Annotated in this window: 5 protein-coding genes, 2 tRNA genes and 3 rRNA genes; 8 read left to right on the plus strand and 2 right to left on the minus strand. The window is 56.2% G+C overall.

All coding sequences use genetic code 11. From position 1 onward, the window contains the following. Positions 1-311: 311 nt before the first annotated feature. The 5 genes from CLU93_RS12160 to rrf all read left to right on the plus strand — a co-directional run bounded on the left by CLU93_RS12160 (position 312) and on the right by rrf (position 5,488). Positions 312-1,842 (plus strand): 16S ribosomal RNA (locus tag CLU93_RS12160). Positions 1,843-1,940: 98 nt separating this feature from the next. After that, a tRNA-Ile gene (locus CLU93_RS12165) sits at positions 1,941-2,017 on the plus strand. A 19-nt stretch (positions 2,018-2,036) separates the two neighbouring features. Beyond that, positions 2,037-2,112 (plus strand) — tRNA-Ala (locus CLU93_RS12170). 249 nt (positions 2,113-2,361) lie between these two features. Continuing rightward, positions 2,362-5,237: ribosomal RNA gene (locus CLU93_RS12175) — 23S ribosomal RNA — on the plus strand. 138 nt (positions 5,238-5,375) lie between these two features. Beyond that, positions 5,376-5,488 (plus strand): 5S ribosomal RNA (gene rrf, locus CLU93_RS12180). The 16S, 23S and 5S rRNA genes sit together here with 2 tRNA genes alongside, the layout of an rRNA operon. Before the next feature lie 135 nt (positions 5,489-5,623). Here the strand turns inward: rrf and dacB are convergent. Both dacB and CLU93_RS12190 read right to left on the minus strand, forming a co-directional pair. After that, a complete protein-coding gene (gene dacB / locus CLU93_RS12185; protein ID WP_099761447.1) occupies positions 5,624-7,126 on the minus strand; it encodes a D-alanyl-D-alanine carboxypeptidase/D-alanyl-D-alanine endopeptidase in 1,503 nt (500 codons plus the stop codon). 8 nt (positions 7,127-7,134) lie between these two features. Continuing rightward, positions 7,135-8,373 (minus strand): nucleoside recognition domain-containing protein, encoded by a 1,239-nt coding sequence (locus tag CLU93_RS12190; protein ID WP_096232693.1) that lies wholly within the window; start codon positions 8,371-8,373, stop codon positions 7,135-7,137. Positions 8,374-8,590: 217 nt separating this feature from the next. On the opposite strand from CLU93_RS12190, the gene CLU93_RS12195 reads away from it, so the two are divergent. The 3 genes from CLU93_RS12195 (at position 8,591) to CLU93_RS12205 (ending at position 14,510) form a co-directional block, all read left to right on the plus strand. Further along, entirely contained in the window at positions 8,591-10,393 is a 1,803-nt protein-coding gene (locus CLU93_RS12195) for an ABC transporter substrate-binding protein (RefSeq protein WP_099764356.1), read from the plus strand. 219 nt (positions 10,394-10,612) lie between these two features. Next, complete coding sequence (locus CLU93_RS12200; protein ID WP_257224940.1) at positions 10,613-13,342, plus strand: TonB-dependent receptor; 2,730 nt, start codon at positions 10,613-10,615, stop codon at positions 13,340-13,342. Positions 13,343-13,430: 88 nt separating this feature from the next. Continuing rightward, positions 13,431-14,510: a S66 peptidase family protein gene (locus CLU93_RS12205; protein WP_099761449.1), complete on the plus strand. Its 1,080-nt coding sequence runs from the start codon at positions 13,431-13,433 to the stop codon at positions 14,508-14,510. Positions 14,511-14,560 lie beyond the last annotated feature (50 nt).

Consider the following 14,560-nt stretch of genomic DNA (forward strand, 5'->3'; position numbering starts at 1 on the left):
GGGCAAAAAAGAAGGTTGACGAAATGCTGAAAAAGCTTCATACTCTTCCTTCTTCGCAGCTGACAAACACAACGCTTTGTCGATAGCGCGAAAGTAGCACCGAATACAGTTCTTTAACAATTAACAGTCGATAAGTGTGGGCATTTGATGTAAGTGCAGCGTCAATCTTCGGATTGGCGTCTAACTTAAAATATCAAATGTTCACAAGAAATAATGAAATAGGCGCTACGCAAGTAGTGGCCTGTCAGTTTTTTGAGTGAGCGACCCATCAGCAATGATGGTGCCTGTAAAAGGGCAAAGTAACAGAGATTAAACTGAAGAGTTTGATCCTGGCTCAGATTGAACGCTGGCGGCATGCCTTACACATGCAAGTCGAACGGCAGCACGGAGCTTGCTCTGGTGGCGAGTGGCGAACGGGTGAGTAATATATCGGAACGTACCCTAGAGTGGGGGATAACGTAGCGAAAGTTACGCTAATACCGCATACGATCTAAGGATGAAAGTGGGGGATCGCAAGACCTCATGCTCGTGGAGCGGCCGATATCTGATTAGCTAGTTGGTAGGGTAAAAGCCTACCAAGGCATCGATCAGTAGCTGGTCTGAGAGGACGACCAGCCACACTGGAACTGAGACACGGTCCAGACTCCTACGGGAGGCAGCAGTGGGGAATTTTGGACAATGGGCGAAAGCCTGATCCAGCAATGCCGCGTGAGTGAAGAAGGCCTTCGGGTTGTAAAGCTCTTTTGTCAGGGAAGAAACGGTGAGAGCTAATATCTTTTGCTAATGACGGTACCTGAAGAATAAGCACCGGCTAACTACGTGCCAGCAGCCGCGGTAATACGTAGGGTGCAAGCGTTAATCGGAATTACTGGGCGTAAAGCGTGCGCAGGCGGTTTTGTAAGTCTGATGTGAAATCCCCGGGCTCAACCTGGGAATTGCATTGGAGACTGCAAGGCTAGAATCTGGCAGAGGGGGGTAGAATTCCACGTGTAGCAGTGAAATGCGTAGATATGTGGAGGAACACCGATGGCGAAGGCAGCCCCCTGGGTCAAGATTGACGCTCATGCACGAAAGCGTGGGGAGCAAACAGGATTAGATACCCTGGTAGTCCACGCCCTAAACGATGTCTACTAGTTGTCGGGTCTTAATTGACTTGGTAACGCAGCTAACGCGTGAAGTAGACCGCCTGGGGAGTACGGTCGCAAGATTAAAACTCAAAGGAATTGACGGGGACCCGCACAAGCGGTGGATGATGTGGATTAATTCGATGCAACGCGAAAAACCTTACCTACCCTTGACATGGCTGGAATCCTTGAGAGATCAGGGAGTGCTCGAAAGAGAACCAGTACACAGGTGCTGCATGGCTGTCGTCAGCTCGTGTCGTGAGATGTTGGGTTAAGTCCCGCAACGAGCGCAACCCTTGTCATTAGTTGCTACGAAAGGGCACTCTAATGAGACTGCCGGTGACAAACCGGAGGAAGGTGGGGATGACGTCAAGTCCTCATGGCCCTTATGGGTAGGGCTTCACACGTCATACAATGGTACATACAGAGCGCCGCCAACCCGCGAGGGGGAGCTAATCGCAGAAAGTGTATCGTAGTCCGGATTGTAGTCTGCAACTCGACTGCATGAAGTTGGAATCGCTAGTAATCGCGGATCAGCATGTCGCGGTGAATACGTTCCCGGGTCTTGTACACACCGCCCGTCACACCATGGGAGCGGGTTTTACCAGAAGTAGGTAGCTTAACCGTAAGGAGGGCGCTTACCACGGTAGGATTCGTGACTGGGGTGAAGTCGTAACAAGGTAGCCGTATCGGAAGGTGCGGCTGGATCACCTCCTTTCTAGAGTTTGCACGAATCAGTAATGATTCACGCATCAAATGTTCACACTTATCGGCTGTTTAATTAAGAAGAAACAGTAGTCGTAGTAGCACCGCGTTGGGGCTGTAGCTCAGCTGGTTAGAGCACCGTGTTGATAACGCGGGGGTCGTTGGTTCGAGTCCAACCAGCCCTACCAGCTAATTAGTAAAATCTCAGGGGGATTAGCTCAGCTGGGAGAGCACCTGCTTTGCAAGCAGGGGGTCGTCGGTTCGATCCCGTCATCCTCCACCAAAGTTTTACTCGAAAGTGCAAATGTAAGCCAGTCAAACAGACCCGGTTTAGATTTGATCTTTTAGCGATCAAAGCTGTTTCGTTCTTTAACAATCTGGAAGAAGTAAAGATTATTTATTGATTGGTTTGCCGTAAAAAGCAAATCGATGGGTAATGATTGTATGTATCAACAAACAAGCAACAACGTTGTACTTTCTTATCCCTGTAACGCTCTTTCATTATGCAAATGGTGAGAGGCTAACGTTATAGGGACAAGCGAATAAGTGCACATGGTGGATGCCTTGGCGATTACAGGCGATGAAGGACGTAGTAGCTTGCGATAAGCTGCGGGGAGTGAGCAAACACACTTTGATCCGCAGATTTCCGAATGGGGCAACCCACCCTTTTAGGGTATTGCATACTGAATACATAGGTATGCAAGGCGAACGCGGCGAACTGAAACATCTAAGTAGCTGCAGGAAAAGAAATCAACCGAGATTCCCAAAGTAGCGGCGAGCGAAATGGGAAGAGCCTGTACGTGATAGTCGGACCGATAACAGAATCCTCTGGAAATAGGAGCCATAGTGGGTGATAGCCCCGTATGTGAAATTGGACCGGTGATACTAAGCGTACGACAAGTAGGGCGGGACACGTGACATCCTGTCTGAATATGGGGGGACCATCCTCCAAGGCTAAATACTCGTAATCGACCGATAGTGAACCAGTACCGTGAGGGAAAGGCGAAAAGAACCCCGGAAGGGGAGTGAAATAGATCCTGAAACCGTGTGCATACAAACAGTAGGAGCGGACTTGTTCCGTGACTGCGTACCTTTTGTATAATGGGTCAGCGACTTACATTCAGTGGCAAGGTTAACCGCATAGGGAAGCCGTAGAGAAATCGAGTCCGAATAGGGCGATCAGTCGCTGGGTGTAGACCCGAAACCAAGTGATCTACTCATGGCCAGGATGAAGGTGCGGTAACACGCCCTGGAGGTCCGAACCCACTAATGTTGAAAAATTAGGGGATGAGCTGTGGGTAGGGGTGAAAGGCTAAACAAACTTGGAAATAGCTGGTTCTCTCCGAAAACTATTTAGGTAGTGCCTCAAGTATCACCATCGGGGGTAGAGCACTGTTATGGCTAGGGGGTCATTGCGACTTACCAAACCATTGCAAACTCCGAATACCGATGAGTGCGAGCTTGGGAGACAGACGTCGGGTGCTAACGTCCGGCGTCAAGAGGGAAACAACCCAGACCGCCAGCTAAGGTCCCAAAGATTGGCTAAGTGGAAAACGAAGTGGGAAGGCTAAAACAGTCAGGATGTTGGCTTAGAAGCAGCCATCATTTAAAGAAAGCGTAATAGCTCACTGATCGAGTCGTCCTGCGCGGAAGATGTAACGGGGCTAAGCCAGTCACCGAAGCTGCGGATATCCTTTATTGGATATGGTAGGAGAGCGTTCTGTAAGCCTGCGAAGGTGTCTTGTAAAGGATGCTGGAGGTATCAGAAGTGCGAATGCTGACATGAGTAGCGATAATGGGGGTGAAAAGCCTCCACGCCGTAAGCCCAAGGTTTCCTGTTCAACGTTCATCGGAGCAGGGTGAGTCGGCCCCTAAGGCGAGGCAGAGATGCGTAGCTGATGGGAAGCAGGTTAATATTCCTGCACCGTCGTATGATGCGATGGGGGGACGGATCGCGGAAGGTTGTCCAACTGTTGGAATAGTTGGTTTTTGGCTCATAGAAGGCGCTTAGGCAAATCCGGGCGCGGAATTCAAGGGGTTGAGACGAGTGAATTTATTCATGAAGCAATCGGAAGTGGTTCCAAGAAAAGCCTCTAAGCTTCAGTCATACGAGACCGTACCGCAAACCGACACAGGTGGGCGAGATGAGTATTCTAAGGCGCTTGAGAGAACTCGGGAGAAGGAACTCGGCAAATTGGTACCGTAACTTCGGGAAAAGGTACGCCCCGGTAGCTTGACTGGTTTACTCCAGAAGGGTGAAAGGGTTGCAATAAACTGGTGGCTGCGACTGTTTAATAAAAACACAGCACTCTGCAAACACGAAAGTGGACGTATAGGGTGTGACGCCTGCCCGGTGCTGGAAGATTAAATGATGGGGTGCAAGCTCTTGATTGAAGTCCCAGTAAACGGCGGCCGTAACTATAACGGTCCTAAGGTAGCGAAATTCCTTGTCGGGTAAGTTCCGACCTGCACGAATGGCGTAACGATGGCCACACTGTCTCCTCCCGAGACTCAGCGAAGTTGAAATGTTTGTGATGATGCAATCTACCCGCGGCTAGACGGAAAGACCCCATGAACCTTTACTGTAGCTTTGCATTGGACTTTGAACCAATCTGTGTAGGATAGGTGGGAGGCTTTGAAGCGGGGACGCTAGTTCTCGTGGAGCCAACCTTGAAATACCACCCTGGTTTGTTTGAGGTTCTAACCTTGGTCCGTTATCCGGATCGGGGACAGTGCATGGTAGGCAGTTTGACTGGGGCGGTCTCCTCCTAAAGTGTAACGGAGGAGTTCGAAGGTACGCTAGATACGGTCGGACATCGTGTTGATAGTGCAATGGCATAAGCGTGCTTAACTGCGAGACTGACAAGTCGAGCAGGTACGAAAGTAGGACATAGTGATCCGGTGGTTCTGTATGGAAGGGCCATCGCTCAACGGATAAAAGGTACTCTGGGGATAACAGGCTGATTCCTCCCAAGAGTTCATATCGACGGGGGAGTTTGGCACCTCGATGTCGGCTCATCACATCCTGGGGCTGTAGCCGGTCCCAAGGGTATGGCTGTTCGCCATTTAAAGTGGTACGTGAGCTGGGTTTAAAACGTCGTGAGACAGTTTGGTCCCTATCTGCCGTGGGCGTTGGAAATTTGAAGGGGGCTGCTCCTAGTACGAGAGGACCGGAGTGGACGTATCTCTGGTGTACCGGTTGTCACGCCAGTGGCATTGCCGGGTAGCTAAATACGGAAGAGATAACCGCTGAAAGCATCTAAGCGGGAAACTTGCCTTGAGATGAGATTTCCCAGAGCCTTGAGCTCTTTGAAGGGTCGTTCGAGACCAGGACGTTGATAGGCTGGGTGTGGAAGTGCAGTAATGCATTAAGCTAACCAGTACTAATTGCCCGTACGGCTTGTCCCTATAACCTTAGCAGGTACAGAGGATAAGACGGTACAACGTTGCGTGTGTGTTGATACTACTATTCATTACCCAATCTTTGCTTCTTCCAGATTCATGGCTTTGTCGCTCCACTGAGGACAAATGCCGGTACAAGTTATGCCTGATGACCATAGCAAGTTGGTCCCACCCCTTCCCATCCCGAACAGGACCGTGAAACAACTTTGCGCCGATGATAGTGCTGCAACCAGTGTGAAAGTAGGTTATCGTCAGGCTTGTTATTCGCAGTAGAGAAAAACCCCGCCAGCAATGGTGGGGTTTTTTTTCGTCTGGCGCTTTGGCAGGTTTTACAGCGTACAGGCGTAAAAAAAGGCAGCGCTACGCGCTGCCTTTCTGTCTTTGCGTCCCTTTTATTGGCCAGCCACCACTGGCGTGGCGCCGCTCCTGGCGACCCACTCGATCAGCGCATCGACGGCGGCGCGGCCATTGCCATTGCCCACCAGGTCGCTATTGATCATGGCGACCACCACGCATAACTGGTTGTTGGCGTCAGGCACATAGCCGGCGATGGCCACCACATTCTTTAATGTGCCCGTCTTGATGCGGGCGCGCGCGGCGGCCGGGCTGTTCAGCAGGCGCTTGCGCATGGTGCCGTCCAGTGCGACGATGGGCAGGCTGGACTGGAACTCGGGTGCCCACGGACTTTGCTGCATCGCTTGCAGCACGCCTGCCAGTTGTGCTGGTGCAATGCGTCCCGTGCGCGACAAGCCGGAGCCGTTGTCGATCAGCATGCCCTGGGTATCGATATGGTGCCGCTGGAACCATTCCTGGATGACTAGCCGCGCACGCGTGGCCGTATCTTCCGGCACCGCCATGGCAACGGGGCGGCTGCCCAGCCAGCCATCACTCTGCAAGCTGCCCAGGCTCAGGAACAAGGTGCGGGCCAGGGTGTTGTCGGAGGTCTTGTTGATGTCACGCAAGACTTCCGGCAAGGCGCGCGCCACGTGGTCGGCCAGCATGCGCGTGCCGACCGGCTCGGCCGTCGGCGGCAAGCCCGTCAATGGCGCTTCGCGTACCGTGCCCGTGAGCGTGCCGCCCAGGCGTTTCCAGGTGGCACGGAACAAGCGGTCCGCATAATCGTTGCGGTCGAGCACATTGATGCTGGTGGCCTTGCTGCAATTTTGCGGGAAGGTGCCGTGCAAGATCACCTGCAGCTTGCCGCTCGCATCGCGCCGGTATTCAGGCGGGCGCCAACCGTCTTCCCACCGGGCACAGCTGCCCTTGATGAGCTTCATGTCGCTGGTGATGTTGACGTTCTCCAGCGGCGGCTGCATCAGGATGCTCAATTGCCGGTCCGTCGAGTTCATGTTGATATCGATCAGATTGGTGTTCAGCAACAAGGCATCGGGAATGACGTTGTAGCGGAACTCGGCCGACTCATCGAAGGGCGGCGTACCGATATCGGGCCGGGCCGGCTGGAACAGCTGGCGGTCGAGGATCAGGTCGCCCTTGATTTTGACGATACCCTGGTTACGCAGGGTTTGCAGCATGTGTGCCAGTACGTCCGCGTTGAAATCCGTGTCGGCGCCGCCGCGCAGGATCAAGTCGCCTTTCAGTACGCCATTGATGACGTCGGCGCTGGTGCGCAATTCTGTGCGGCCGCGGAAGATGGGACCCAATTGCTCCAGGCCCACGGCCGTCGTCACCAGCTTCATGGTGGAAGCGGGCTGCATGCTGCGCTCGGCGCCGTGCGACAGCACGGTGGTGCTGCCACGCAAGACGATGGCGCCCATGGCGTCTTCGGGAATATTCGCGCTGCGCAGCAGCAGGCTGACGGATTCGGGCAATTGCGCGTGGGCAGTCGACAGGCCAAGACCCGCCAACAGCGCAGCCATCAGAACAGGACGTAACATGGTGCTCCTTAGTGGAAAAAGACGTAGGCGACAAAGACGGCCGTGACCACGCCAGCGAAATCGGCGATCAGGCCGGCCGTGATGGCATAGCGCGTCTTGCGGATGCCGACGGAACCGAAGTACAGGGCCACGATATAGAAAGTGGTGTCGGCCGAACCCTGGAACACGCAGGCCAGGCGGCCGACGAAGGAATCGACGCCGTAGGTGTTCATGGCGTCGATCATCATGGCTTTCGAGCCGGAGCCGCTGAGTGGCTTCATCATGGCCGTCGGCAAGGCCGGCACGAAGTCCGTATTGATGCCCAGGTTGGCAAAGAACCAGTTCATGCCGCTCATCAGGAAATTGAACACGCCCGCATTGCGGATCACGCTGATGGCCACCAGCATGCCGACCAGGTAGGGAATCACGGTAATCGAGGTCTGGATGCCGCCCTTCGCCCCCTCGATGAAGGCGTCATACACGTTCACCTTCTTGCGCAGGGCGCCGATGATGAAGATGGCAATGACGCTGATCAACACCAGATTGCTGACCACCTTGGACACCAGCTCGATTTCCTGTTTCGTCAGATATTGCGTGAAATACCAGATCATGGCGACGATGGCGCTCGTCATGCCGCCCATCCAGCTCAGGACGACGCGGTTGAGCAGGTTGATGCGTTGCTTGATGGATACCGTGATGATGCCGACCACGGTGGCCACATAGGTGGCGATCATGCAGGGGATAAAGATGTCGGACGGGTCGGCTGCGCCGAGGATGGAGCGCTGCGCCATGATGGCCAACGGAATCAGGGTCAGGCCCGAGGTGTGCAGCACCAAAAACATGATTTGCGCATTCGTCGCCTCTTCCTTGTTCGGGTTCAAGGTTTGCAGGCTTTCCATGGCCTTCAAGCCGAACGGCGTGGCCGCATTGTCCAGGCCCAGCAGGTTGGCCGAGAAATTCATCACCATGTGGCCCGTGGCCGGGTGGTCTTTCGGAATTTCCGGGAAGATGCGCGAAAAGAAGGGCGCGATGACTTTCGCCAGCCAGCCGACGATGCCCGCCTTTTCACCGATGTTCATGATGCCCAGCCACAAGGTCATCACGCCCGCCAGTGGCAGGGCGATATCCATCACGCCCATGCGCGCCGTTTCGAACGTGCCGTCGATGATGCGCTTGAAGATATCGGTATCGCCGAGAAACAGCCACTGCAGCACTGCGGCCAGGAAGCCAACGAGGAAAAAGCCGGACCAGATGTAATTAAGTGCCATATGCGATCAGTTCTGTGTATCGGGAGTGAAAAATGTCTGCAAACAAAGTATAGGGGCAGCCCGATACGAGTTGATGAAAGAATGCAGCAATCGCATGCCAAAAAGTTATAAGCTGGCAGCCTGTTTTCATTGGCGCCCCGTCGCTTGCCCGCGTAGTGTGGGGGATGCCTGTCGCTTATCGCTGTTCGTTACCCTTGTCTGCACTGGATCACTGATGATGTTTTTCCGCAAAACTGCCTGCGCCGCCGGCCTGGCCCTGTTGACGCTATTTACCCTGCCGGCCCATGCCGCCCCCGATGCCCGCGCGAACAAGACCTTGCACCTGTTTTTGAGCACCAGCGAGACGGGCCTGGACCCGGCCGTGGCGTCGGACCTGGCCAGCCTGAATTTGATGGAAAACATTTTTGACCCCTTGCTGCGCTACGACTACCTGGCGCGTCCGGTGCAGCTGCAGGGCAATACGGCGCGTGGCTTGCCGACCGTGGAAGATGGCGGACGCACGTATATCTTTCACTTGCAGCCTGGCATTCTCTTCACCCCCGATCCCGCTTTCAAGGGCCAGCCGCGCGAAGTGACGGCGCAGGATTATGTCTACAGCCTGACGCGGTTGTATGACCCCAGCCTGAAGTCGCCGTGGCTGTTCTTGTTGGAAGATAAGTTGGTCGGCGATGCGGCCCTGAAAACCAAATTCAGCTACGACACACCGATCGCCGGCTTGCAAGCGCTGGACAAATACACCTTGCGCATCCGCCTCAACGCCATCGACCCGAACTTCCTGTTTTACCTGGCCATGCCGGCGACAGCGGTGGTGGCGCGCGAAGTGGCCGAAGCGTACCCGGCGGCAGGGCAGATCGGTAATCACCCCGTGGGCACGGGGCCGTTCCTCGTCAAGGAATGGAAGCGCAGCGACAAGATCGTGCTGCAAGCCAATCCGACTTTCCGTGCCACCGTGTTCCATACCGAGGCCAAGGCGCTGGCCGCTTTGCCGGTCGACGCGCGCGTCATCGCCACTGCGCTGGAAGGCAAGCAATTACCGCTGGTCGAGCGCATCGAGGTGCGCATCGTCGAGGAATATCAATCGCGCATGCTGGGTTTCCTGAAAGGTGAATTCGATTACCTGGAGCAAGTACCGGAATCGATGACGGACATGGTGCTGGAAAACGGCGCCCTGAAACCGGCGCTGGCCGCCAAGGGCTTGCAGCTGACGCGCTTTCCCGTGCTGCAGACGTATTACATGTGGATGAACATGGACGACCCCGTGCTGGGCGGCACCAGCAAGGACAAGCTGGCCCTGCGGCGCGCCATCGCCCTCAGCTACAACAGCCGCGAAGACATCGCGCTGCTGAAAAAGGGCCTGGGCTTGGCGGCGCAGTCGCCGCTGCCGCCGAATGTGCTCGGTTACGACAAGGCTTACCGCAGCCCCGTCGGCTACGATCCCGTGCTGGCGCGCGCCTTGCTGGACCGCTTCGGCTACAAGGTGGGCGTCGATGGTTTCCGCACCCAGCCCGATGGCACGCCCTTGCTGCTGAGCATGCATACGGAGCCGAGTACGGTGGGACGCCTGCGCGATGAGTTGTGGCGGCGCAATCTGAACGCCATCGGCGTGCGCGTTGAGTTCAAGAGCGACAAGAAGACGGAAATCATCAAGGCGTCGCGCCTGGGCAAGGTGCAGATGTTCGAGACCAACTGGATCGCCGACTTCCCCGATGGCGATAACTTTATGCAATTGTTGTATGGTGGCAACGTTGGCCGCGCCAACTATGCCCGCTTCAACTTGCCCGATTACAATAAACGCTATGAGGAGGCGCGCCTGCTATCCGATACGCCGCGCCGACGCAGTCTGTACTTCGACCTGTTTCAGCTGATCCACGCTTACACGCCGTGGGTGTTGCTGACGCATCCCATCTCTGCCGACCTGCAGCAACCGTGGCTAAAAAACTACAGGCGCCACCCCGTGGAATTCACGTCCTGGCGCTATCTGGACGTCGATCCCGCCAAGGGCCGCCCCGCAGGCAAGTGACCACGTCGCTGAAAAGGGCATTCATTCCAAAAAGTTATGGTTAGGAAAGCATTTTTCATTGGCTGGCTGCGGATGCATCGCGCTACTCTGAAAATGAAAACAAATAAAGTCATGCGCAAATGTCATAAAAAAATGTACTGCGAGACAGACAGCTGCGACGTGAAAAAAACAGCCTGACTTGATAACTCAAGTTTCGATTGCCCAACAAGGAGAAGACCTGTGAAATTGAAGAAGCTAGCGCAGTTGGTGGCATTGATGGGGGTGGTGGGGCCGGTGATGGCACAGGAAGCGGCGGCGCCAGCGATGCAACGGGTCGAAGTGACGGGCAGCAGCATCAAGCGCATCGCGAAGGAAGGCGCGCTGCCGGTACAGGTGATTACGTACGATCAAATAGAGAAACAAGGCATTACCAGCGCCGAGCAATTGCTGTCCACCATTTCGTCGAATGGCACGGGCGCGGACAACATGACGTCGGGTAATAACGTGTTTGGTGCCGATGCCGACAGGGTCAGCGGTGGTGCATCGTTTGCCTCGCTGCGTGGCCTGGGGCCGAACAGTACCCTGGTCTTGCTCAATGGTCGCCGCATCGCCACGCATGGCGCTAGCGGCAAGGCGGTCGATTTGAACTCGATTCCCATGGGCGCTATTTCTCGCGTGGAAATCCTCAAGGATGGCGCCTCGGCCATTTACGGTACTGACGCCATCGGCGGCGTGATCAACTTTATCCTGAAAACCAATTACAACGGCATCGAGGCCTCTGCTACGACCAACTCCACGGAAGCGGGCGGCGGCATGAACCGTCGTGCCTCCTTGCTGGCCGGCCACGGTAACCTGGAAGAAGACCGCTACAACATCATGATGAGCTTGACGGTCGACAATAACGACAAGCTTAGCTCGAATCAGCGCAAGTTTGCCAATGGCTTCCAGCCTGAGCGTGGTCTGTCGCCCGATACGACGGGTACGCCGTATGCAAACCAGCTAATCTCGTTTACGCTGCCTGGCGATCAAAACAAGTATTCACAAGCGAACCTTCTGAGCTTCCAGGGCAAGTGCGATACGGTTCCGGGCATGTCGCAATACCAGACTGCCTTGTGGTCGAAGGTGACGTCCCCGCTGCGCACCACGTATTCCTGCGCCTATGACTACGGTGGCGACTATGTGATTTCCTTTCCGGTCGAGCGCGTTAACTTGCTGAGCCGTGGTACTTTCAAGCTGGCGCAAGATCACACGATGTTTGTCGAGTTGCTCGGTTCGCGCACCAAGGCCACGGCCGAATTTACGCCGATGCAGATCCAGACGACGGCAGCCAATGGCGGCCTGTATCCGGTGGGCGGCGCGTATTACCAGGATTTGTCCGCGTATATCCCCACTTTCGACAAGAATAGCCGGATTTCCTATAAATGGCGGGCCAACGATTTCGGCAACCGCACCCAGGAAAACACCACCGACAACCTGCGTCTGTTGGTCGGTTTCGAAGGCACGGTGGGTAAATGGGATTACAAGGCGGGAGTATCGCATGCGCAAAGCAAGACGAATACTAAGCTGACGGATGGCTACGCCTATACGAGCAAGCTGTTTCCGGCGCTGGCTAGCGGAACCATCAACCCGTGGGTCGGGGCGGGCCAGACGCAGAGCGAGACCGCCAAGGCTTTGATCGAGTCGACCATGTTCCGTGGCGATTTCCAGCACGGCAAGACGACCCTGACGTCGATCGACGGTTCCATTTCCGGGGAAGTGCTGCAATTGCCGGCTGGCGCCATGTCGGCTGCCGTGGGCTTTGACTTACGCCGCGAAAGCTATGCCTTTGGCCAGGACATCGATGCCATGACTGTGTACTTGTCGCCGGGTAACGCCGCACTGGACAAAGCCTCGCGCAACGTGAAGGCCGTGTACGCGGAATTGCTGGTGCCGATCATCAAGGACCTGGAAATGCAGTTTGCCCTGCGCCGCGATGATTACAGCCTGGTCGGTGCGTCGACTAACCCCAAGGTGTCGTTCCGCTACCAGCCGACGTCGTGGCTGCTGTTCCGCGGTTCGGCGAATAAAGGTTTCCTGGCACCTAGCTTCACGCAGCTGTATTCCGGCCAGCTGTACCAGGAATTGTCCAGCGGTGTACAAGATACGGTCGGCTGCGCACGCCATCCTGGCGATACACGGTTCTGTGATCCGGCACGCCTGAATTACTTTTCGGGTGGCAACCCGAACCTGAAACCGGAAACCTCCAAGCAAGGCAGTCTGGGCATGGTGATCGAACCCGTCAAAGGATATTCGGCTTCGCTGGACTACTGGGCCATCAATTCCAAGGACCGCATCCTGAACCGTTCCGCCACCATCGTGCTGCAGAATGCCACCTTACTGCCGCAGTACATCATCCGCAATCCAGATGACACTATTGCGTATGTACAGGCGGGCTGGATCAATGCGGCCGGATCGCGTACGCGTGGCGCTGACCTGAGCTTGCGTGGTGAAGGCAATACCAAGGGCTACAAATGGAATGCCGCCCTCGATGGTACATGGACACAGAGCTTCAAGTTTGCCGAGATCGCGGGCCAGGAATACAAGGAGTACGTGGGTAATTTCTACACACGTGATCTGTACCTGCGCTGGAAGCACAACGCTTCGTTCAGCCTGGCGCGTGGCGACTGGAGCGGCTTGCTGACGCAGAAATATAGCTCGGGCTACAAGGACCAAGTACCGAATGGCGGCGCGCGGCCTTACCCGGCCGGTTTCAATCCGAAGGTCAGCAGCTATACCACGTATAGCCTGTCGGGCACGTACACGGGCTTCAAGGACACTACCGTGACGGTGGGCATCCAGAACCTGTTTGACCGTGATCCACCCTTTACCGCGCACAACGTTGACGATGTTGTCGGCGCCGGCTGGGACCCGCGCGTGGCCGATCCACGCGGCCGTTCGCTGTCGTTCCAGCTGAAGTACAAGTTCATGTAAGGCAGCGCTGCCGGCGGCAAGATTGCCGGCATGCTACTCTCGTGCGGCGGCGCCTGGCGTCGCCGTTTTTATTCCAGGAAAGGGCCGCATGTCCAGTCAGACCAATCTCAGCCGGCGCCGCTTCGGCGGCTTGCTGGCCGCCACCTTGGGGGCGGCAGGCACACCGGCATGGGCGGCGGCCGCGCAAGGGAAGGGCAAACGCATGCAACAGCCACACGCATTGATCAAACCGGCGCGCCTGCGCGAAGGCGACCTGGTCGCCATCATCGCACCGGGCGGCTTTACGGATGAGGACGCCATCGCCAAGGCTCAGCGCAATATCGAATCGCTGGGCTTGCGCGCCAGCCTGGGCGCCAACATCCGCGCCGTGCACGGCAACTATGCGGGCACGGTGCAGCAGCGTCTCGACGATCTGCACGCGGCATTCCGCGACCCGGAAGTCAAGGCGGTGTGGGCCATCCGCGGCGGCTCCGGCTGCATTTCGCTGCTGGCGCTACTCGACTATGCATTGATCCGCGCCAACCCGAAAGTGCTGATCGGCTATTCCGACATCACGGCCCTGCACCTGGCCATCGGCCGCCAGACGGGCCTGGTGACGTTTCACGGCCCCGTGGCCTCGTCCACGTTTTCCGAGTACACGGTGACGCAGCTGCAAAACGTGCTGATGACGCCGCAAGACAGCTACACGATCCCGATGGCGCTGGAGAATCACCGCCGTGCGCAGACGCAGCCGAATTTCGCCATCCGCACCGTGCATGGCGGCCAGGCGACGGGACGCTTGACGGGGGGCAACCTGTGCATGGTCAGCGCGCTGGCCGGCACGCCGTATGCGGCCGATTTCCGCGAGCGCATCCTTTTCCTCGAAGAAATCAATGAAGTGCCCTACCGCATCGACAGGATGTTATGCCAGCTCGACCTGTCCGTGGGGTTCAACAAGGCGGCGGCATTGATGCTGGGCATCTTCGAGCATTGCGAGGCGGCCGAGGGCGATACTGCGCTGAGCCTCGATGCTACCGTGGACCAGCATTTGCAGCCTTTACGCGTGCCGGCCGTCAGCGGCTACTCGTTTGGCCACATCCGCCACCAGTTCACGCTACCGATGGGTATATTGGCGACCCTGGATGCGGACCGGCAAACCTTGACCTTGCTGGAGCCGGCCGTCTGCTAGCGCACGGTGCAGCAGGGCGATTGTCAGTATGCTAGTGTGATAAGGCGTGG

This window comes from Janthinobacterium sp. 35 (assembly GCF_002754575.1).
Lineage (GTDB): Bacteria > Pseudomonadota > Gammaproteobacteria > Burkholderiales > Burkholderiaceae_D > Janthinobacterium > Janthinobacterium tructae.

Coding starts and splice junctions, on each gene's coding strand:
- dacB (WP_099761447.1), bottom strand. CDS start 7,126: ATGTTACGTCCTGTTCTGATGGCTGCGCTGTTGGCGGGTCTTGGCCTG.
- CLU93_RS12190 (WP_096232693.1), bottom strand. CDS start 8,373: ATGGCACTTAATTACATCTGGTCCGGCTTTTTCCTCGTTGGCTTCCTG.
- CLU93_RS12195 (WP_099764356.1), top strand. CDS start 8,591: ATGTTTTTCCGCAAAACTGCCTGCGCCGCCGGCCTGGCCCTGTTGACG.
- CLU93_RS12205 (WP_099761449.1), top strand. CDS start 13,431: ATGTCCAGTCAGACCAATCTCAGCCGGCGCCGCTTCGGCGGCTTGCTG.